The organism is Vibrio sp. ZF57, assembly GCF_001691235.1.
Classification (GTDB): Bacteria; Pseudomonadota; Gammaproteobacteria; order Enterobacterales; family Vibrionaceae; genus Vibrio; species Vibrio crassostreae_C.
This window is the reverse complement of sequence record NZ_MAKD01000012.1, coordinates 106,985-128,084: the sequence shown is the minus strand read 5'-3', so window position 1 is coordinate 128,084 and position 21,100 is coordinate 106,985. Positions and strand designations below refer to the sequence as shown.

The 21,100-nt window shown below is 45.4% G+C and carries 19 protein-coding genes; 8 read left to right on the top strand and 11 right to left on the bottom strand.

The features are described from left to right. Positions 1 to 539 precede the first annotated feature (539 nt). The gene (locus tag A6D97_RS01610; protein WP_017060179.1) at positions 540 to 1,448 is read right to left on the bottom strand and encodes a TIM44-like domain-containing protein; all 909 of its coding nucleotides are present in this window, start codon (positions 1,446 to 1,448) and stop codon (positions 540 to 542) included. Positions 1,449 to 1,644: 196 nt separating this feature from the next. On the opposite strand from A6D97_RS01610, the gene A6D97_RS01605 reads away from it, so the two are divergent. From A6D97_RS01605 to A6D97_RS01595, 3 genes are all read left to right on the top strand, one after another. Next, on the top strand, positions 1,645 to 2,235 hold the full coding sequence (locus A6D97_RS01605) for a TetR-like C-terminal domain-containing protein (RefSeq protein ID WP_065583689.1): 591 nt from the start codon (positions 1,645 to 1,647) through the stop codon (positions 2,233 to 2,235). 17 nt (positions 2,236 to 2,252) lie between these two features. Further along, entirely contained in the window at positions 2,253 to 4,127 is a 1,875-nt protein-coding gene (locus A6D97_RS01600) for an MFS transporter (RefSeq protein ID WP_065583688.1), read from the top strand. 146 nt (positions 4,128 to 4,273) lie between these two features. Further along, on the top strand, positions 4,274 to 5,194 hold the full coding sequence (locus A6D97_RS01595) for a putative sulfate exporter family transporter (protein WP_017060176.1): 921 nt from the start codon (positions 4,274 to 4,276) through the stop codon (positions 5,192 to 5,194). Positions 5,195 to 5,327: 133 nt separating this feature from the next. On the opposite strand, the gene A6D97_RS21935 is transcribed toward A6D97_RS01595, so the two are convergent. Continuing rightward, entirely contained in the window at positions 5,328 to 5,495 is a 168-nt protein-coding gene (locus A6D97_RS21935; RefSeq protein ID WP_048664248.1) for a hypothetical protein, read from the bottom strand. Between the two features lie 106 nt (positions 5,496 to 5,601). Continuing rightward, complete coding sequence (locus A6D97_RS01590; RefSeq protein ID WP_017064076.1) at positions 5,602 to 6,480, bottom strand: LysR substrate-binding domain-containing protein; 879 nt, start codon at positions 6,478 to 6,480, stop codon at positions 5,602 to 5,604. 193 nt (positions 6,481 to 6,673) lie between these two features. Here A6D97_RS01590 and nagE point away from each other — a divergent pair, with 193 nt between their 5' ends. Continuing rightward, positions 6,674 to 8,119, top strand: coding sequence for an N-acetylglucosamine-specific PTS transporter subunit IIBC (gene nagE, locus A6D97_RS01585; RefSeq protein WP_017064077.1), 1,446 nt, complete (start codon positions 6,674 to 6,676; stop codon positions 8,117 to 8,119). Between the two features lie 124 nt (positions 8,120 to 8,243). Here nagE and menE read toward each other — a convergent pair whose 3' ends face one another. The 6 genes from menE to A6D97_RS01555 all read right to left on the bottom strand — a co-directional run bounded on the left by menE (position 8,244) and on the right by A6D97_RS01555 (position 15,635). After that, a complete protein-coding gene (gene menE, locus A6D97_RS01580) occupies positions 8,244 to 9,680 on the bottom strand; it encodes an o-succinylbenzoate--CoA ligase (protein ID WP_017064078.1) in 1,437 nt (478 codons plus the stop codon). Positions 9,681 to 9,744: 64 nt separating this feature from the next. After that, on the bottom strand, positions 9,745 to 10,752 hold the full coding sequence (gene menC / locus A6D97_RS01575) for an o-succinylbenzoate synthase (RefSeq protein ID WP_065583687.1): 1,008 nt from the start codon (positions 10,750 to 10,752) through the stop codon (positions 9,745 to 9,747). Positions 10,753 to 10,827: 75 nt separating this feature from the next. Next, a complete protein-coding gene (gene menB / locus A6D97_RS01570) occupies positions 10,828 to 11,694 on the bottom strand; it encodes a 1,4-dihydroxy-2-naphthoyl-CoA synthase (RefSeq protein WP_017064079.1) in 867 nt (288 codons plus the stop codon). A 105-nt stretch (positions 11,695 to 11,799) separates the two neighbouring features. Then, positions 11,800 to 12,597 carry a 2-succinyl-6-hydroxy-2,4-cyclohexadiene-1-carboxylate synthase gene (menH, locus tag A6D97_RS01565; RefSeq protein ID WP_017065885.1) on the bottom strand — a complete coding sequence of 266 codons (798 nt, stop codon included), beginning with the start codon at positions 12,595 to 12,597 and terminating at the stop codon, positions 11,800 to 11,802. A gap of 9 nt (positions 12,598 to 12,606) precedes the next feature. Continuing rightward, positions 12,607 to 14,331, bottom strand: coding sequence for a 2-succinyl-5-enolpyruvyl-6-hydroxy-3-cyclohexene-1-carboxylic-acid synthase (gene menD / locus A6D97_RS01560; RefSeq protein WP_065583686.1), 1,725 nt, complete (start codon positions 14,329 to 14,331; stop codon positions 12,607 to 12,609). Then, on the bottom strand, positions 14,328 to 15,635 hold the full coding sequence (locus A6D97_RS01555) for an isochorismate synthase MenF (RefSeq protein ID WP_065583685.1): 1,308 nt from the start codon (positions 15,633 to 15,635) through the stop codon (positions 14,328 to 14,330). Before A6D97_RS01555 ends, menD begins: the two co-directional genes overlap by 4 nt. 296 nt (positions 15,636 to 15,931) lie before the next feature. Here A6D97_RS01555 and A6D97_RS01550 point away from each other — a divergent pair, with 296 nt between their 5' ends. From A6D97_RS01550 to A6D97_RS01540, 3 genes are all read left to right on the top strand, one after another. Further along, positions 15,932 to 17,164 carry a pyridoxal phosphate-dependent aminotransferase gene (locus tag A6D97_RS01550; protein ID WP_017060166.1) on the top strand — a complete coding sequence of 411 codons (1,233 nt, stop codon included), beginning with the start codon at positions 15,932 to 15,934 and terminating at the stop codon, positions 17,162 to 17,164. Positions 17,165 to 17,491: 327 nt separating this feature from the next. Beyond that, entirely contained in the window at positions 17,492 to 18,076 is a 585-nt protein-coding gene (gene yfbR, locus A6D97_RS01545; protein ID WP_017060613.1) for a 5'-deoxynucleotidase, read from the top strand. 55 nt (positions 18,077 to 18,131) lie between these two features. Beyond that, positions 18,132 to 19,475 (top strand): anti-phage deoxyguanosine triphosphatase, encoded by a 1,344-nt coding sequence (locus A6D97_RS01540; RefSeq protein ID WP_017060614.1) that lies wholly within the window; start codon positions 18,132 to 18,134, stop codon positions 19,473 to 19,475. A gap of 26 nt (positions 19,476 to 19,501) precedes the next feature. On the opposite strand, the gene A6D97_RS01535 is transcribed toward A6D97_RS01540, so the two are convergent. Beyond that, positions 19,502 to 20,101 (bottom strand): tRNA-uridine aminocarboxypropyltransferase, encoded by a 600-nt coding sequence (locus tag A6D97_RS01535; protein WP_017060615.1) that lies wholly within the window; start codon positions 20,099 to 20,101, stop codon positions 19,502 to 19,504. 9 nt (positions 20,102 to 20,110) lie between these two features. On the opposite strand from A6D97_RS01535, the gene rrtA reads away from it, so the two are divergent. Further along, positions 20,111 to 20,659 carry a rhombosortase gene (gene rrtA, locus A6D97_RS01530; protein WP_017060616.1) on the top strand — a complete coding sequence of 183 codons (549 nt, stop codon included), beginning with the start codon at positions 20,111 to 20,113 and terminating at the stop codon, positions 20,657 to 20,659. Here the strand turns inward: rrtA and A6D97_RS01525 are convergent. Continuing rightward, positions 20,650 to 20,949, bottom strand: coding sequence for a helix-hairpin-helix domain-containing protein (locus A6D97_RS01525; protein WP_065583684.1), 300 nt, complete (start codon positions 20,947 to 20,949; stop codon positions 20,650 to 20,652). The genes rrtA and A6D97_RS01525 overlap by 10 nt on opposite strands. Between the last annotated feature and the right edge of the window lie 151 nt (positions 20,950 to 21,100).

The following is a 21,100-nucleotide window of genomic DNA, read 5'->3' as shown; positions in this document are numbered from 1 at the left end:
AATCTGCCGGCACTGCCTTCGATGGTTCGAATCCGTCTCCCTCCACCATATTCTCCTTAATTGGAAAATCGAAAAGCCAACTCATTGAGTTGGCTTTTTTCGTTTCTGAGCTTTATCTCTTACTAAACGTGTCTTCTAAAACAACCCTCAACTTCCTAAACACTAACCCGCTACTACAAATAACTAATCGAGCTAAATCATTCAAACATCAGTGATCCCATACTTCAGCATGACGCTCACAAACCAGATAAGCAGCGCAGCCTAAACAATGGGTCGATATATGTTCTTCGCATTCGTTCGCAATTATCTGTTTCTGCTGCAAAGTAACCTCAGGCTCCAATACGGGTTCAAAGAACTTTGTCATTACTCATTACATCCAAATAAAATCAGTTAGTTAGTCTCAGGTTAATCCAATCTTTAACTAAGATACATATCATTAGACGCAAAAAAGCCCCTGCTGATTTCTCAGCAGGGGCTTTCTATTATTTGGTGTCATTCCGAATAACTACATCCTATTGATGTTGAGTTAAATCCTGGAATTAACCTTGAATACCAACAATTAACCAAGGTGCATTGTTAGTTGTTAGGTCACGCTCTAGGTGCCAGATATCAGTGATATCTTCTTCAACGCCATCCGCTGTGTCACGGTAACGACCGCTAAACTGAAGGCTTAGCTGTGCTTTGCTACCATCGTGGTCTGCGCGAACGATTTCAGCATCAACGTACATTACGTCTGTGTGCTGATCACCGTCTAGCTTATTACGCTCAGCTTTTAGGTCTTCAAATAGGCTTGGAGATACGTATTCTTCAATCGTGTTTAGCTCATTGTGGTTCCATGCACCTTGCAGTGTACGGTAGTGCTCACGAGAACCGTTGATGAATGCCGCTTGATCAAAGCCCGGTGGGTAGTTATGTGGAACATCGCTTTGTGCACCAAAACCGAAACCACCAGCAGTGCCTTGTGATTGAGGTTGTGCTTGCTCGAAGTTATGAACATTTGGTTGTTGCTTAGGTTGTTCAAACTTGTTCTGACCCATACCGCCGAATGCTGGCTGTTGGCCACGTGCATTCTGCTGATTCATTGAGCCCTGCTTCGCGCCCAACATTCCACGTAGGAATTTAAACGCTAGGAAAGCAATCAGACCCATGATCAGAATATCCATGAACTGGATACCTTCAAATGCGCCACCAAAGAATGCAGCTAAAAGACCACCAGCAAGTAAACCACCTAGCAGACCGCCCATAAGGCCTTTCTTGCTAGAGTTAGCTGCTGTGTTCTTACCTGTTTGATCTTGACGGATCGAATTCGTGTTTTGTTGTTTTGGTGCTGGAGCCGTTTTAAAGCTTTTGCCAAATGACTTACCACCACCAAACTTTTTCGCTTCTGCGATTGGCGTCACCGCGACTGTTACCAACAGGATCGCGACTAGTGAGAAAAATCGTTTCATTATTATCCTTTATAGGTTTTTTATCTTTCGACACCTTAATCATACTCGTTAACAAAGAACAATGAAATATTCACCGTGTTTACACATGTATCATAATATTGCGGCTATTAATTGATTACTAAACTAGCGAAGGGATTGACGGCACTCAGGGGCAGCATTAAAATATTGAACGATGTTCATTTAATAGAAAGTACCCATGGCAAGACGAAACGATCATACTCGCGAACAATTAGTGCAATTAACCTTAAAAACGGTAACCGACTTCTTAGAAGAGCACTCTTATCACGAGCTAAGTCTACGTAAAATCGCCAATATGATTGGTTACGTTCCAAGTACCTTAGTAAATGTATTTGGTAACTACAACCTACTGCTTTTGCATGTGGTCGCTCAAACATTAGATGAACTGGCGTCAGAATCCGCTGCAGCTGTTGAAAAATCGAGCAACCCTCAACAAACTCTATTCAACCTAGCCTACTGCTACCACGATTTTGCACAGAGACACCCTCACCGTTGGCAACTTATCTTTGAGCACAACATGAACGGTGAAAACCTTCCTGAATGGCAATCGAACCGCATCGATAGAATGACAGGCATGCTAGAGCAGTTGCTAGTAGCGATTGCTCCTGAACATACGAAAAGCGAAGTCGTTAAAGCCAGCCGTGTATTATGGTCTGGAGTACACGGAATTACTCTACTTAGCGTTGATGATAAATTTTTCGCCTCTGAGCCTATTGATGGTAAAGAGCTGATCAATAACCTAGTCTCAAACTACTTAACCAACTGGTAATCATCCAAGGAAAGACAATGAACAACAGCAGCCAATCTTCGCTGTTAACGCAAAAAAGGTTCCTACCCTACTTTATTACCCAATTTCTAGGAGCCTTTAACGACAACATATTCAAAAATGTCCTGTTACTGTTTGTTGCTTTCGCAAGCGTAGACACGCTGCCTATTTCCAGCAATCTATTCATTAATTTGGCCGCAGGCCTTTTTATTCTGCCCTTCTTCCTATTTTCAGCTTTAGCAGGTGTACTGGCCGACAAATACGAAAAATCGTGGTTTATCCGTAAAGTTAAGCTCCTCGAAGTAGTGATCATGTCACTGGGTGCGATCGGATTCATCTACGAAAGCTACGGGATATTACTTCTGCTCCTGTTCCTTATGGGAACGCAGAGTGCTTTCTTTGGTCCGGTGAAATACGCCCTGCTTCCACAGCAGTTAGAAACAAAAGAACTGGTATCTGGTAACGCTCTCGTCGAGACAGGTACATTCTTAGCGATCCTGATTGGTACTCTAGGCGCAGGCATCATTGCATCTGAAGAAGGCGCGAAGCTCATTGCTGCGGTGTGTATTGTTTCGTTCGCCGTGCTTGGCTATGCATCAAGCTGCTTTATCCCACATGCGCCAAGTAATGCACCAGATCTTAAAGTAAAGTGGCAACCTGTAAAACTGACCTGCGCGACACTTGCGATTGCCAAAAAAGATCGCCCGACCTTTCAAGCTCTGATGTCTATCAGCTGGTTCTGGTTCCTTGGTGCGGCTTACCTAACTCAGTTCCCCAACTTCACTAAACTGCATCTAAACGGCACTGAAAGCTCCGTCGCCTTTTTACTGGCACTATTCTCGGTAGGCATTGCAATCGGCTCTTTAGCTTGCGATAAGTTATCTAATCACCGAATTGAAATCGGCATCGTGCCAATGGGCAGCTTAGGTATCTCGATCTTCGGTCTTCTGATGGCGATATCCATCCCGGAGTCTTTGCCTGACTTTAGTTCTTTCCATCAATTCGTAACCTACTCAGAGCTGTGGCCACTGTTTGCTTACCTTCTGCTTCTGGGTATCTCTGGCGGTGTCTTTATTGTTCCTCTGTATTCACTGATGCAGTTACGTGCCAAGCCCGACGAGCGTGCCCAAGTGATTGCCGGGCTCAATATCTACAACTCACTGTTCATGGTGGGAAGTGCGGTATTAGGTATTGTTTGCCTTAGTGTTCTAGATCTTTCAATTCCGCAGCTGTTTATCTTGCTCGCAGTGGGCAACACTTTGGTGATGCTGTACCTGTTTTATCAGGTGCCTATCTACGCTTTCCGCTTCTTTACGTGGGTGGTCACTCACACCATGTACAGAGTTAAACATAAGAACTTACATCACCTGCCAGAAAAGGGCGGTGCGTTGATTGTCTGCAACCATGTGAGTTATATGGATGCACTGCTGCTGAGTGCGGTTTGCCCTCGCTTGATTCGTTTTGTGATGGAAGAGGATTACACCAAGTTGCCGCCAATTCGACGCTTCTTGAAAAGAGCTGGGGTGATTCCAATCTCCGCGACCAACCGCAACTCGATTCGAAACGCTTTCAAAGAAGTAGAGCGTGCCCTGCATGAAGGTCACATCGTGTGTATTTTCCCAGAAGGAAAGCTCACCTCTGATGGCGAAATGGCTGAGTTCATGCGTGGTATGGAGCTGATCATCAAACGTTCCCCTGTCCCAGTGATTCCTATGGCTCTTAAAGGATTATGGGGTAGCTACTTTAGTCGTTACAAAGGCCGTGCCTGCAAAGGGTTACCCACTCGCTTCTGGACTAAGCTAGAGATAGAAGCTGGCGAGCCGATTTCACCTAAACAAGCCTCTTGTGAAACGCTTCGACAGTCAGTCTCTGACCTTCGCGGATCATTACGCTAGTTAACCAGCCCTTTATTCATATCAGTTGAACAAGCGTTAAGTTTTCCTTAACGTTTGTTCAATTCATTTAGACTTACTTATCATTTTATTGAACGTATAGTGGTCTCATCACAATAACGCCACAACAAAACAAGACTCTAAATACAATGAACCTAAAAAAGTCCGTTCCATTTTATCTTGCTGCACTGTTTTGCTTAACGCCTTGGGTTAGCTCACCGACAGCCCTGGTTATCGGTTTCCTGCTTGCTAGTTTAGGATTAGTCCCTGAACACTTGGAAGTCGGCAAACTTACCAAAAAGCTACTGGCCTACTCTATTGTTGGCTTGGGTTTTGGTATTCAGTTTGAAAAAGCATTAGCAGTAACAGGCGATGGTATTGGGCTCATTGTAACGACGATTATCGGTACATTAGTCATTGGTTGGTTCTTGGCGAAACAAATGGGGCTAGACCGCACTACGGGCTATCTTATATCTTCTGGTACCGCGATTTGTGGTGGTAGCGCGATAGCAGCAGTGGCACCCGCGATCAAAGCAGACGATGAACAGATTGGCTTGGCATTAGCCACCGTATTCGTGTTGAACTCGGTTGCTCTATTCTTATTCCCGATGATTGGTCACGCGCTTGAACTCAGCCAACAAACATTTGGTACTTGGGCAGCTATTGCGATTCACGATACGTCTTCTGTAGTAGGTGCAGCTTCAGCGTATGGCGAAGAAGCACTGACGACAGCGACAACATTGAAGCTCGCTCGCGCACTTTGGATCATCCCAATCGCTTTAATTAGTGCGATGATCTTCAAGAACGATCAAAAGAAGATTACGGTTCCCTACTTCATTTTCTTCTATTGCGCCGCTATCGCGGTGAGTGACTTACTGCCACAATTTGAGATGGTCTATCAAGGAATCTTTGATGTGTCTAAGCGAGCACTGGTCGTGTGTTTGTTCTTAATTGGCTGTGGTATTTCAGTTGAGAAGTTAAAAGCGGCAGGGCCGAAACCACTGATGTTTGGTATTACAATGTGGGTCATGATCTCAACGGGTTCATTGGCGTGGTTAACTCTCGCTTAGCCCGCATAGAAACGCTTTAGATGTTTGTTCGGTGAACTAGACACTCAAGTTAGCGAGCAACAAAACAAAAAGGCAAAGCTCCAATGGGCTTTGCCTTTATCGTTTGTGGTAAGGGTATTCTTTGTTGTAACAATCACGAATCAAACAGGGGCTTATCACTCTTCTTGCTCTCTCTTTTCATTAAAACAAGTACCACAACCAACACAAATGCGGTGAGTTCAGCCAACGAGCGAGTCAATCCTGACGAAGTGACCGCTTGGCCTATCTGCAGTAAAACCGCAATGATGAGGGCAATTTTCATAATAAGACCTTATTCTATAATCCGTTATTTATAGGGCTTATTATGATGGATGGTTATAAAGATAATAAATTCTGTTTTGAACTATCTAATTGCTAAATTAACTAACCTAACGCAACTGCCCTTCTAACCACTTAATAAAGGTTCTTACCTTAGGTCGTTTTTCCGTGCCTAACGGGCAGATTAAGTCATAACCTTGGTCTGTATCCATGCTCGGATAAGGTGTTATGAGCTCGCCAGTCTGAACATACTGCTTAACAAAATGATAGCGTCCCATCGCGACACCGATATTGCTGAGGGCACTTCTTACGCCCATATCTCGGTGGCTCACACAGTAAAATTGCTCAAACAAGTTCACATCTAAGCCGTGGTGTTTAATCCAACGCTGCCATACATCTGACCCTAGTGCATGAATGAAATTAATCCGGTGCAGCGATTCTAAGCCATCATCAAAGATGTCGTGTTCAGCCGCGTAACTCGGTGTACATACCGGAATATACTTTTCACCAAACAGGCGCTGTCGATGCATGTCTTTGAGATTTTCAGCACCATAGTAAATAGCGACATCGAGATGATTTTGATGAAAATCCTGCTCTTCTTGCGAGAAAATATTGAGATTAAACTTTGGGTATCGCTGTTTAAAATCAGCCAACCTCGGCAGTAACCAACTGTTGGCAAATGCAGGACTGGTACCGATATTGATCTGTCCATACAAGTCTGTGTTGGTAATGTCTTCGATCTCACCAAAAATAGAGCTTAACGACTTGGATAACGTTCGTTGAAAGCGCTGGCCTTCTTCCGTTAGTTCCAGTTTACGAGTCCCTCGCACAAACAAGTTAAATCCGAGTTCACCTTCTAACACTTTGATTCGATGGCTAACGGCTCCCTGAGTCAAATGCAACTTTCTAGCCGCTAGCGTAAAGCTCATTTTCTCTGCAGCAACATTAAAAGTATGAAGATTTCTAAGTAAAGATTGATGGTTAGCCATACGAACTCATGCATTAAAAATTTTAATTCATACTACTACCCGTTTCGTTTGTTTGCATTAAGAAATAAGTTTTTAATAACCGCAGTTACTTAAAATCCTGCCTCGATCAATATTTGACTCCATACGTTGACGAGCAGAAACATTAAAAAAATTAATTACAAACTTAGGGGCACATATGAATATACTCGGGTATATGCAAAAAGTAGGTAAGGCATTGATGGTTCCCGTAGCCACACTGCCAGCTGCAGCAATCCTTATGGGGATCGGCTATTGGTTGGATCCTGTTGGTTGGGGTTCTGAAAGTATCTTAGCCGCATTCTTGATCAAATCTGGTGGCGCGATCATCGACAACATGGCGGTTCTATTCGCGGTGGGTGTCGCATTTGGTTTGAGCCGTGATAAGAATGGTTCTGCGGCACTGTCTGGCTTTGTGATGTTCCTCGTCGTCACCACGCTACTTGCTCCGGGCTCTGTTGCTCAGTTAATGGATGTTGAACTCAGTGAAGTGCCTGCGGCATTTGGCAAAATCAGCAACCAATTCGTAGGTATCATTGTGGGTATCATCTCTGCTGAGATCTACAACCGCTACTCAACGGTTGAACTTCCTCAAGCTCTAGCGTTCTTCAGCGGTAAGCGTTTGGTTCCTATCCTGACCTCAATCGCAGGTATGGCTCTCTCTTTTGCTCTACTTTACATCTGGCCAGCTGTTTACGACGCTCTGATCGTTCTGGGTATTAAACTAGAAAGCATGGGTGCGGTGGGTGCTGGTCTGTTTGGTTTCTTCAACCGTTTGTTCCTATCAGTAGGTATGCACCACGCTCTTTACCCTGTGTTCTGGTTCGACGTTGTTGGTATTAACGACATTCCAAACTTCTTAGGCGGCGCGCAATCTATCGCTAACGGTACGGGTATTCCAGGTAAAACTGGCATGTACCAAGCGGGCTTCTTCCCTATCATGATGTTTGGCCTACCAGCAGCAGCATTGGCGATGTATCACTGTTCTGATGCGAAAAACAAAAACCAAGTATTCGCAATCATGCTTGCGGCAGCTATGGCTTCATTCTTCACGGGTATCACAGAGCCACTAGAATTCAGCTTCATGTTCCTAGCACCCGTGTTGTTCCTACTGCACGCAGTATTAACAGGCCTATCGCTTTACATTGCAGCAAGCATGGAATGGATGGCAGGCTTCGGCTTCTCTGCTGGTTTCGTTGACCTAGTACTATCAAGCCAAAACCCACTCGCGGTTAACTGGTACATGCTACTGGTTCAAGGTGTGGTGTTCTTCGCGCTTTACTACGGTATTTTCCGCTTCGCTATCATCAAGTTCAACCTACGTACTCCAGGTCGTGGTGAAGAGATGGAAGCAGAAAAAGAAACTGAAACGCCAGAAGCATTGGCTAACCTAACCAACAGCTACATTGAAGCGGTTGGCGGTGCAGACAACATTCTAGAAGTCGATAACTGTATTACTCGTCTACGCTTAACTGTGAAAGACTCAGGTGCAGCAGACAGCGAGAAACTGAAGAAACTCGGTGCGGCAGGTGTGGTACCGGTTGGGAAAGGTGGTCTACAAGTTATCATTGGTCTAGGTAAGGTAGATAAAGTCGCTGAACAAATGAAGAAGGCACTCGCTTAACGCCAAATCTTGAATGACACGATAAATAATTAGAATTTGTGACGGCTTCACCACCGTCACACCCCCCTGAAGCGCAATTACGACTAGTCACCGTGTATTGCGCTTCATTTTATTGCTCTTCGCTCTATTTAGAACGGGTCTGCTGTAACCACTGCGCCAATCCAGCGCGCGAAACCTTAATACCATGTTGTTCCTGCTGAGGCATTCGATAATACTCAATAGGAAATTTGAACCGTTCAAGACGACCAGTTAACTGCTCGATAAACCACTCTTTGGTTGGCAACTCAGCACAATCGACAATCGCTGCAGGTCGAAATCCGAACTCATCATCTTCAATGGGAACAATAAAAGCCTGATTAACCTCAGACAATTGATTGAGTACTCGCTCAATTTCTTCGCAATGAATGTTCTCACCACCAGAAATAAACTGGTTGTCGGCACGGCCAATAATCGACACTTGTTCGCCAAGCCACTCACCAAGATCTTTGCTATCAAACCAACCGCTCTTATCAACTAATGGCGTTAAGTTACCTTGATAGTAATACCCGGACGCGAGCGTCTCACCACCAATAAAGATACGTTGTTCTTCAATTTTTAGCTGGCGATGGTTAAGGACAAAACCGGCGGTGCTGCCGGCATCAACGAGCTTCGCGGTCACGGTTGAAGCCGCTTCAGTCATGCCGTATCCAAGCCATGTTTCGATGCCCATTTGTTGAGCTTCGAGCCCAAGTGCTTCTGGTATATGACTACCACCCAAAAGTACATGCGTTAAAGTAAGTGCTTGCTTACTCTTTAACAATCGATGTAGTTGAGTAGCGACCAATGAAGCATGACTGCATTCTTCTATATCGGTTTCAAGCTGACCTGTGCCTATTTTGATGCAACCACCAGCCGCCAACCAACGATGAACTATCGCCAGCCCCGACACATGGTACATAGGTAAACTCAGTAACCACGTGTCACCTTGTTGATAACGAAACACCTCAAGCAGCCCTGACGCAGAGCATAGGTGCTGCTCAAGTGTATGAACGACCGCTTTTGGGTTTCCGGTAGAACCTGAAGTGAATACGATGCTCGCTAGATTTTGCGGATTGAAATTGGATTCTTGAGGTGTCGTTATCTGCTCATCATCACCATCAAACTTCAGTTCACTTAGGCAAGGCAAGGTCACCAACTGAGTATTCAAATCGGCAGTCTCTGATTGCTCTATTCCGCTATTGCCCAAGAGCCAAAGGTAGCTCTGTTGATCTGCTTGATATAAGGAATCGAGCTTTTGCTTCAGGCGTAAACTAGGCTGAGGCATCGTAAACGCACAAACCACACCCAAATTGAGTGCGGCAAGATAAACAGGGATCACTTCAGCTTGATTCTTACCAACAATCGTCAGTACATCACCTTCAGATAGGCCTTGATGAGATAGCTGTTGTTGGTACTCACTAACCAACACAAACACTTGCTGCCAAGTATAAGTGCGGTGAGTGGTCACTAACGCTGGTTGAAGTGGGTTTTGCTGCGCCCACTTTACCCAGAGCGGGGGATGATTAGATTGTGGGCGCATCATATGATAACCAAAAATAGATTAAGAACTTGTTAAGCTAACTAAATAGCCATTCAAATAGCTCGGTCTAAGAAGACCAAATCAATTGTTGCTTTTCAAGCGTAGAGACAGGCAACTGACAGCCCGGCCAAGAAACCTCTAGCTGCTGCTTGAACAAGCCAATCGTATCCAACCCCGGCACTTCATTTGGCAAATATTGCTGCGCCAGACGAGCAATCTGAGTCAGACCTAGGCTCGACTCAATGCTTGAGCTCAATACAGGTTTCATTCCAAGCTTCTGTGCTCGCTCAATGATTGCCACGCAACGCTCGACAGAACCAATAAGAGTTGGCTTGATCACGACTGCTTTAACACCAGTAAGGTCGCTAAGATCAAATTCCGGGCTGCGCACCGCTTCTTGCAGTGTCTCGTCCCACGCAATCGCCACACCATGGTCAATGGCAAAGGCCAAACTGTCTTCTGGCTTTTGGCAAGGCTCTTCGATAAAGCTTATACGCTGGCGCATTGACGGCGAAATGTATTTAATGAATTGCTTCGCTTTCTCTGGCTTCCACGCACGGTTGGCATCAAGTCTTAGAATCAAATCAGGGATCGACTCAAGGAATAAGCTAACCAACATGCCATCGCGAATCGCTTCGTAGAGGCCGACTTTCACTTTCGCGACCTTCTCGCCTACCATCTCATTCAATACAGGAATCAGTTCATCTGGATCGCCTGTACACAAAGGCGCCGCTTGGTAGTTACCTTGAGCGTTAAGATCGCCTCGCAATTCCATCATCGCCATTGAAAAGCCAAACGCGACAGAAGGATACAGCTCGTCGAAAGGCGTTTGAGGCTTATTGTGGCTCCAAAGCTCTAATTCGTGTTGAAGCTGAATGCCAGCTTGTTCGGCATCTTCTTGGCTAAAACCGGGCAAAGGCGCAACTTCGCCAAAACCAGTTTTACCATCACACTCAAGTTGGATGATATAGCCAACACGTTCGTTCAACTTATTGTCACGAAGAACCACACCACTATCCATAGGTAATTGATAACGGTAAAGTTTAGCGTGACGCTGAGAATTCACTGAGTTCATAAAGTTTCCTAAAAAACGGGGAACATCAAAACAAAACGAGCCGCTATTAGCGACTCATTTTGAAGAGGAGAAAGACTATGGATTACGCGGGAACTTGTCGAAGTCCGGTCGACGTTTCTCGTTGAATGCGTTGCGGCCTTCTTGGCCTTCCTCTGTCATGTAGAACATCATGGTTGCGTTACCAGCCAACTCTTGTAAGCCTGCTTGACCATCACAGTCAGCGTTCAGTGCCGCTTTCAAGCAACGCAGTGCCATTGGGCTGTGTTGAAGCACTTCACGACACCAACGAACTGTCTCTTTTTCTAGGTCAGCAACAGGAACAACGGTGTTTACAAGGCCCATGTCCAGTGCTTCTTGTGCATCGTAGAAGCGGCACAAGAACCAGATTTCACGTGCTTTCTTTTGACCAACGATACGAGCCATGTAAGAAGCACCCCAACCGCCATCGAAAGAACCCACTTTAGGACCCGTCTGACCGAACTGCGCGTTTTCAGCTGCAATAGTAAGGTCTGCCATCATGTGAAGTACATGACCGCCACCGACTGCCCAACCCGATACCGCTGCGATAACTGGTTTTGGACAAGTACGAATTTGACGTTGGAAATCAAGTACATTCAAGTGGTGCGTACCTGAGTCATCTTGGTAACCGCCGTAGTCACCACGGATACTTTGGTCACCACCAGAACAGAACGCCTTCTCACCAAGACCAGTCAAAATGATTACGCCAACTTTCTCGTCATAACGAGCATCAGCCAGTGCATTGATCATCTCTTTTACGGTTTGTGGACGGAACGCATTGTGCACTTGAGGGCGAGCAATCGTGATTTTCGCAATACCGTCATCAGACTTGTGGTATTGAATATCTTCATATTGACTGCTTTCATCGCGCCAGTTAACGGCTGCGTAAAGTTCTTCTTCTGTGATGCCTACTGTTTTAGCCATGATGATTCCCATTGTTCTATTAGAGAGCGCGACTAGCGTAGAGTCGCGACGGTGTTGCTCTGCTTTCTATAGCGCTTGATACGAGAGGTTCGCTCAGTCAGTTCATCAACGACTGGCGATACATTGGATGATCAGATTTGAAAACATCTCTGGTTGCTCAAAATGAACATTATGACCCGCGTAATCCACCTGACTATATTCAAAGCCACTATTCTCAGCTAGCTCCATGAATTTACGATCTTTTTCTCCACATACATAATGCAATAAATGCTCATGAGATTTCAATGTGGCACGTAAATCCGGTTGCTTAGCTAACGAAGTAGATAACAACATATTTGCTACGGATACTCCAAGGTTACCACTACGCTTTATGACCAAAGTTTGTCTTTGCTCATGATTTAGTGAAGAAAAGACGCTTTGTTGATACCAATCGTCTAAAACATCTTCAATCGACTGCTGTGCAAAGCGAACAGCCCATTGCGTATCGTGTACTAACCTTTGTGCTCTTTCTTCATCACATTCCAAGCCAAAGTTGCCACCTTCAATGATGACTTTCTCTAAGTTAAGAGTTTCGAAGCAAGGGCTTGTTACCCCATACATGGCAAGCCTTCCCCCCATAGAATACCCAATCACCACGATAGGATAATCGACAGGAAGATCGTTGAGAGCCAGCTGAGATGTGATGCACTGAACTATCTTGGTACAGCAATGATCAAAGCCTACAGGGTCGATAAACCGGCTTTGTCCGTGTCCGGGCAAATCTATGCAAAGACGAGGAAAGTCTTCGAGGAAGGGGTGGCATGCACTCCAATCATCCCCGCTTCCGAGTAAACCATGTAAAAAAACAAGCAAAGGTTTGTCAGAAGATTCTTGTACTGCTGGGTAATAATTGGAGTAAAGCATGTAAAGTCCTTAGGCTAATGCCTCGGTGAGCATTGAGCTGAATTGCTTCAGCAAAGTAGACGCTTGTTCGGGAGGCGTCTTAACTTCTACGAGCAAGGTACCCTGACCTTGTTCAAAATGTTGTTCGATGAGCGTTTGATAGCAATTCAAGGTTTCTGGCGCCGCATAACCAAGATGGAATTGCGCAGCAGCATGTTCAAAATTGAAACCATGAGGCATTTGATATAGAGACTGTTTTTGTTGCTCAGGAACCGGCAAAAAATCAAAGATTGCCCCACCATCGTTATTGGTAACCACAATAACCATTGGTGTTGTGCTGTGAGTAAGTAGCGCCAGCGAATTTAGGTCGTACAACAAAGAGGTGTCACCAATCAGCATCATCAAAGGATTCTGGTTGGCTTTTATCACTCCCGCAGCCGTCGCCACCAAGCCATCAATGCCCGATGCACCGCGGTTGCTGTAGACTTGAGTCGCAGAGATTGATGACAGCATATCCACCAGCCTTACCATCAAGCTATTTCCCACAAAAAGCTCTCTGCCCTTAAGTCTAGACGACAAGTCAACGGCAACGCTCAACTCTGTCAGTTGGTCGTTATTAGAGATTTGTGCGAGTGCGAGTTGCTGAACGATATTAGCCACCTCGATTAAAGGCGTCGCCCAACCCGAGTGTTTGCACAACAACGTTGGCAGGTGTTGATCGGTTATCCATGACTCAATATTGGCAACAATATGAGTTTGAGGCAGATGGTCTTGATTTATACGGTGCGCATCAGGTGAAACCACGACATATTGCGTGCAATCGAACCAAGCCGCTTGTGACTTAACCCATTGGTTTAATCGCTTAGAAACAATGCGCTCACCAAACTGAAGAATGAAATCACACTGGTTGAGTTGCTCTTTGACTGAGTCACTCTGTAACCACAGATCATAATGCTTCCAATCACTGCTCACGCCCGATTGAGGATCACAGAAAATTGGCCAGCCCAAAGCCGAAGCAAACTGCTGTGATTTTGTCGCCGCTTCTTTATCAATCGAACCAATAATCACCGCACCTTTACGCTCTAGGTAATCGCCCGGCGCTATCGGCTGTACAGTCAAATGATTGGGTAAACAGGTATTAGAATACGGGGTTGTTGACGAGCTCCACCCAGCGATACTGCTATTGTAGTCAGCATACATCTCAGCACTACTCTTAGAATAAAGCGGTTCTGGGAACGGACAGTTGATATGAATAGCCCCACCGACGCTGCGCTGTTTCGCCAGTGCGTTATCAACCGACGTCAAAAGCCAATTCAAAGAAACTTGTGTCGTTGGACTTGGAAGGTTTAGTGCCGTTTCAACGTGAGACGAAAAGATACCCTGCTGCTGAATCGCTTGATTGGCACCACAGTCGACTAAATCAATCGGTCGATCGGAGGTCAACAAGATTAGCTTTTCTCGCGTTAATCCAGATTCAGCGGTCGCTGGTAGAAGGTTAGCTACGGCAGTTCCAGAAGTAACAACCACCGCAACGGGTTTGTTGCTCGCTTTAGCTAAACCTAAAGCCAAGAAGCCAAGCCCGCGCTCATCAAAGTGCGTATGTAAGGTTAGCTTAGAGTTAGCTTCGGCTTCGAGTGTTAATGGTGTTGAACGAGAGCCTGGCGCGATGCAAACATGTTCAACACCGCTGCGGGCAAGCTCTTCAAGTAATGTGTTACACCAAACTCTGTTTAATACAGCTTGGTCGTGATTCATGACGCCACACCTAATGGTGGGTGATCAGAAATGAGACTGAGCAGAGTCGACATCTTCTTATTCAGCTCTTGCCACTCATGCTCGGCAACCGATCCCGGCACGATCCCCGCGCCAGCAAACAGTTGTACTTGATCGTTTACAATCAAGGCGCTTCGAATCGCCACGCAGAATTCCGCTCGCTGATGACTGATATAGCCTACAGAGCCTGCATACCAACCTCGTGCAAACGGTTCGTGTTCAAGAATGAAATCCATCGCCTCTTTACGAGGTAAACCCGCCACCGCAGCAGTTGGCTGTAAGGCAGCAAGCAACTGCACACCATTAACGCCATTGTTGAGCTGAGCATGGATATTGCGCTTCAAATGCTGCACCTTACGCAAGCGCACTAGACGCGCATCCTTTTCAACATGGACCGTTTGAGAATGAGGAGTGAGACGCTCAATGATGTCGTCGACCACATACTGGTTCTCATTGAGGTTTTTGCTGTCTTGAGAAAGCCAGTTGGCCAGTTCCATATCCTCAGTAGCGTTCTCTCCGCGACCAATGGTTCCAGCAAGCGCCTCGGTATCAAGCTCCGTACCATGTCGGCTATATAAGCGCTCTGGTGTCGAGCCAATGAAACTGTGTTTAGAATCCAGCACCAACATAAAGTGGAAACTGTGGTGATTTTGCAGATAGCTGGCTTTAAGTAATTGAGCTGCGCAGATAGGCGCATCGAGTTGCAGTGTGGTTTTACGTGCTAAAACGACTTTTTTGTACTCTTCATCGCTAATGCCTTGCAGCACTTTATCGACAAGGTTGCCCCACTGCTCTCTTTCTGGAACGTGATTGATCTGTTCAATATGGGCAGACAAAGGCGCCAATATCGCGGCTTCTACAGAAAGCTTATTCAAAGCATTAATAGAAGAAACGCGATCAGGGGACAAATTAACCGCCAGCGACCAAGTATTGTCAAAGCGGATCAATTCAACCTGAGGAAGGAAGAAAAACGACTCCATGCAGCGACGGTTCTTTGCGGTGTGCCCATCAAACGAGCGTCCACCCCAGATTCGTTGGTCTTCACCAAGAATAGCGTACGCGGGTGCAGGATCTGAAAACGTATGTAACTGTCCGAGCGCAACAACCTCTTCACGAGTGTCGCGTGACTGCCAGTAGAACTTAGGAAAGAGCGGTTGAGCATGAAGCCATTCTATAAATGCAAACGATGGTTTTTGCGTTAGAACTTCAACACAACGAACTTCGCTTGCTTGGGCATTTTGTACTCGCTCAATCAAAGCGGAGATAGTTTGCTGGAAATGTGACAAATCGACCTCGTTCACATCTAAATTATTATTATATTAGTTTGATACTTTATGGGCAGTACCCACTTAGATCAAGAATGTACTATATCTTTTCAACATTCCTGTGATTTTAAGCGATCCCGCCCCTTTATTCATCTTAGCCAATAACCAAGAAAGCGATTAATTAAAATTTAGAAAAGAGTGACAACAAAAAGGCTAAACGTGATACTGAAATGCGACATTCATCAGATTTTTATTCTATCAAACGCCATTTTGCGGTACTTTAATAAAGTATTTAAATTAATTTCAGGAAATCGGCAATGCAAAATATCGGGATGTCGTCAAAACTCAACAGCGTATGCTACGAAATCAGGGGGCCTGTACTCAAACATGCTAAGCGCATGGAAGAAGAAGGGCATAAAATACTGAAGCTTAATATTGGTAACCCCGCCCCATTTGGTTTTGACGCCCCTGATGAAATCCTTGTTGACGTAATCCGTAACCTACCGACATCTCAAGGTTACTGCGACTCAAAAGGCATCTATTCAGCCCGCAAAGCGGTTGTTCAGCACTACCAGAAAAAAGGCCTACGTAACCTTGATGTAGAAGACGTTTACATTGGTAACGGCGCATCAGAGCTTATCGTTATGTCTATGCAAGCGCTACTGGATAATGGTGATGAAATCTTAGTTCCCGCTCCGGATTACCCACTATGGACAGCGTCTGTTGCGCTTTCTGGTGGTACACCGGTTCACTACATGTGTGATGAAGATGCTGATTGGTATCCAGATTTAGACGACATGCGCGCGAAGATCTCACCAAAGACGCGCGGCATCGTTCTTATCAACCCGAACAACCCAACAGGCGCGGTATACAGCCGTGATTTCCTATTACAAGTGGTTGAGATTGCTCGTGAGCACGGTTTGATCATCTTCGCCGATGAAATCTACGACAAAGTACTTTACGACGGTGCGGTACACACTTCAGTGGCAACGCTTGCTGAAGACGTATTAATGGTCACGTTCAACGGCCTATCTAAAGCTTACCGTGTATGTGGTTTCCGTGGTGGTTGGATGTTCTTAACAGGCCCTAAACACCTAGCGAAAGGCTACGTTGAAGGACTAGAAATGCTGGCCTCAATGCGTTTGTGTGCCAACGTTCCGATGCAACACGCTATCCAAACCGCACTCGGTGGCTATCAGAGTATCAATGAGCTGATTCTTCCAGGCGGTCGACTGCTTGAACAGCGTGACCGTGCATGGGAACTGATCAACAAGATCCCTGGCGTTTCTTGTGTGAAACCGAAAGGTGCAATGTACCTGTTCCCTAAAATCGACACCAACATGTACAACATCAAAGACGATCAGAAGTTTGTACTCGACTTCCTTAAGCAAGAGAAGGTGCTATTGGTTCAAGGTACGGGCTTCAATTGGCCGAAACCGGATCACTTCCGTATCGTGACTCTGCCGCACATCGAAGATCTAGAAATCGCAATTGGTCGTTTAGAGCGCTTCTTACAGACTTACAGCCAAGACGACCTCATCGAAGGTTAATGAGCACAAAGAAAGATGGCTACAATTTGCTGTTTTAAAAGACTTTAACTTGTATTCATTCACTTCTATGCTTAAAAGGCTCCTGTTTAGGAGCCTTTTTTGTATCCGCTGTCTCGTATCCCTGTGCAAACACAAGATACGAGTGGAGTATTGTTTATACCAATCACAGTAAGTGTTCAGAAATAGCGTAGGGAAAAAGCTTGAGAACAAGGCAGAATTTTTCGATAAGTAGTTATTCTACAATCAAAAATTCTAACATAGTTATCGAGTTTTTTAACAAGCTAGGATGACCAGTTATTTACTACGATTGGTACTATAAGGACATTTATGAAACAGAGCCATTTCTTTGCCCATCTCGCACGCATGAAGCTAATTCAACGCTGGCCCCTGATGCGTTCGGTATCAAGCGAGAACATTTCAGAACATAGCCTACAGGTTGCTTTCGTGGCACACGCCTTGGCACTGATCAAAAACAAGAAGTTTGATGGTCAGCTTAACCCCGAGCACATTGCTCTGCTTGGCATGTACCACGACACCAGTGAGGTACTGACGGGTGATTTGCCAACGCCAGTTAAATACTACAACCCGGATATTGCACAAGAGTATAAGAAGATAGAAGCCGCGGCAGAACAAAGACTGCTTTCGATGTTGCCAGAAGAGTTCAGAGACGACTTCGCCCCCTTCTTAATATCTGGTACTGCGAGTAAAGAAGAGCAAAGCATCGTCAAGCAGGCAGATACTATCTGTGCGTACCTGAAATGCTTGGAAGAGCTCAGTGCGGGCAATCATGAATACGAGCAAGCCAAGCGCCGATTGGAAGAGACACTCGAACAACGCAAAAGCCCAGAAATGGACTACTTTCTCACCACATTCGCACCGAGCTTTGAATTATCACTAGACGAGATAAGCTAGCTGGGTATAAGTTGTTTTTAATTAGCTAAATAAAATCAATTTGATAGGTGCTATTTTGAATTCTCAACTCGAACCACCCTTTGTACTCGAACAAGAATGGCAGCATCGAAATGACGATGAACATAAAATAAGACGGGATGACCACCGCAGCCCGTATCAGCGTGACCGTGCGCGCGTGCTTCACTCTGCTGCTTTCCGTCGCTTACAAGCGAAAACCCAGATCCATGGCACCACGGTCAACGACTTTCACCGAACGCGCCTTACCCACTCTCTTGAGGCCGCTCAGCTTGGCACCGGTATCGTCGCTCAACTGAAGAAAAAGCAGCCCGAATTTCGAGACCTATTACCCTCAGACAGTTTGATTGATTCACTGTGTTTGGCTCACGACATCGGTCATCCACCCTATGGACATGGCGGCGAAGTCGCACTCAACTACATGATGCGCGACCACGGCGGCTTTGAGGGCAACGCTCAAACGTTTCGCATAGTCACACAGCTAGAACCTTACACTGAACATCACGGGATGAACCTATCTCGACGCACTTTGTTAGGTCTAATTAAGTACCCTTCTCTGCTGAGTGAGGTTCAAGCTAAATTGCAGTCTGAACCCGTTAAGCATCAACGACAACTCCGAGCTAAAGATTGGATGCCAGCAAAAGGCATCTACGATCATGATGAAGAGTTGTTTAACTGGGTGCTTGAACCGCTTTCAAGCAGCGACCAACAGCTCCTAAAACAGAAAAGAAAAACGCATACCGAGCCACTTGAGCACAACAAGACCAAATATAAGTCACTGGATTGTTCGATCATGGAACTTGCTGACGACATCGCGTATGGCGTGCACGATTTAGAAGATGCGATTGTGCTTGGCTCTGTGACCAAAGCTCAGTGGGTCGAATCGGCTTACCCTCAACTGAAAGAGATGGCCGACCCATGGATTTGTGAACACCTAGATTCAATTACAGAGATGCTTTTCTCTGGTGAACAGTATCGTCGAAAAGATGCGATTGGTGGGATAGTCAACGCACTGTTGACCAGTATCTCGATTAAGCGAGTGGAGGCTAACTTTGAGAATGTACTGTTGGCTTACAATGCGGTGCTCGAGCCGAGCATGGACGGCACACTCGATAAGCTGAAACACTTTGTCAGCGAGTTCGTTATTCAAGTGCCACAGGTTCAGGTCATCGAATACAAAGGTCAACAGATCATCATGGATATGTTTGAAGCATTCAGCGCAGATCCTGAACGCTTGCTGCCACTGCCCATCAAGAAGCAATGGCTACAACATCAAGATGAGTCTCGAAAAATGCGCGTGATAGCCGATTACATTTCATCGATGACTGATGATCTTGCGCAGAAAATGCATCAGCAACTGTTCTCAGCTCATACCGAGTTTTAATTCCTGACTCACTTTACTAAAACGGCTTAATCTAAGTAGTTTTTCTCAAACACGCCCGGCGGCATTTGATTGATTTGAAACTGAATCATTTGGTCAAATGCCGTTAGCAAAGGGCTAAAGTCGCCATCACGCTCTAACAAGCTAAGTAAATGATAGCCAGCTTCAACGGTTGAAAGGCTATTTTCACTGGGTGCTTTGCGAATTCGGTAATTACCCTTGAGATCTTTCGGTAAATGAACCGTGTTCAACGCATGCAAGTTACTCGATACTTGCCACATCTTGAATGCTTTCTTCCACGTGCCATCCAATAAAATCACACGCAGCTTCTTATTGGGAGATGTCGCCGACTCAACTGAAACAGAGTTTTCGCTTGGGTATAAAATCACATGTTGATACTGTTCATCGCACAACAATGCGTTGAGTTGTTCGTTGTCTGAAAAGTCTTCGCCAACAAACGTCACGCTGTTATTAAGAGATAACGAGAGAATACGCGCTGTTCCCATCGGACGATGCTCTTCTGATGGGTGCTGAAGAATGATAAGCTCAACATTCGATTCGAGTGGTGTAACCCACTGACAAATACAAGCTTTCAAAGCCTTGCTGCATTGGGGGCAATAACGAGACATGGATTTAATGTGTACCCTGTTTTAATTTTCATTTCACTTTTATGCGTCTTATTCCAATTTGAGCCAATACAAGCTTGGGTCGTTTGGGATAGCAATGCGATTGCCGATGGGCAATGGTGGCGAATCCTAACAGGAAACTTTTCACATACCAACTACTCGCATCTTCTGATGAATCTAGCAGGCTTGTGGATCATCAGCTACCTGTTTCAACCGAGTAAAAAACAGCTTGTTGTTGCTTTGCTTGTGATCAGTTTAGTGACTGGCGTCGCTCTGTTGTTTTCAAGTATTCAGATCTACGTTGGCCTATCGGGCACTTTGCATGGGTTGTTTGGCTTATTCGCGCTCAGAGAGGCTTTAAACGGCAGGAAGTCTAGTTGGCTGTTAGTATTCGGATTAGTCGCTAAAATCGCTTGGGAGCAGCTTATTGGCCCTTCTAGCACGACTGGTGAACTGATTAATGCTCGTATCGCGATTGAAGCCCACCTAGCAGGTGCATTGGCCGGAGGCTTCATATCTATCGCTTCATTTCTAACAAGTAGAAAAACGGGTCAAAGTTGAATTCTTTCGCGGTTCTTTTCAACCGTCGCTTCACCTATCCCTTTGACACTCACCAAATCATCAGCAGTAGTAAATGCCCCGTTCTGATCTCTGTAATCGACGATTTCTTTGGCTTTCTTGTCACCCACGCCAACCAATAGTGCTGAAAGTTCTTCTGCCGTCGCGGTATTGATGTTGACCGTAATCTCAATGCCTTCGTAAAGCTCATCCTTGGTTGGGCTGTCTGCAAACACGGCAGGGCTTAAGAGCATCAGAAATGAAAGAATTAGTGTTGAATATATCGTGCGCATAAATAGTTCCTTTGTTCAAAAAACGTAACTTATGCATTTGCCGCGCTAGATAACACAATCACCAGATAAAAATAAAGCGGATCACCTAAGTGACCCGCTTCGTTATACATCTTATTTTCATCAGCTTGTTTGTTGGCTCACAAATCTGAAT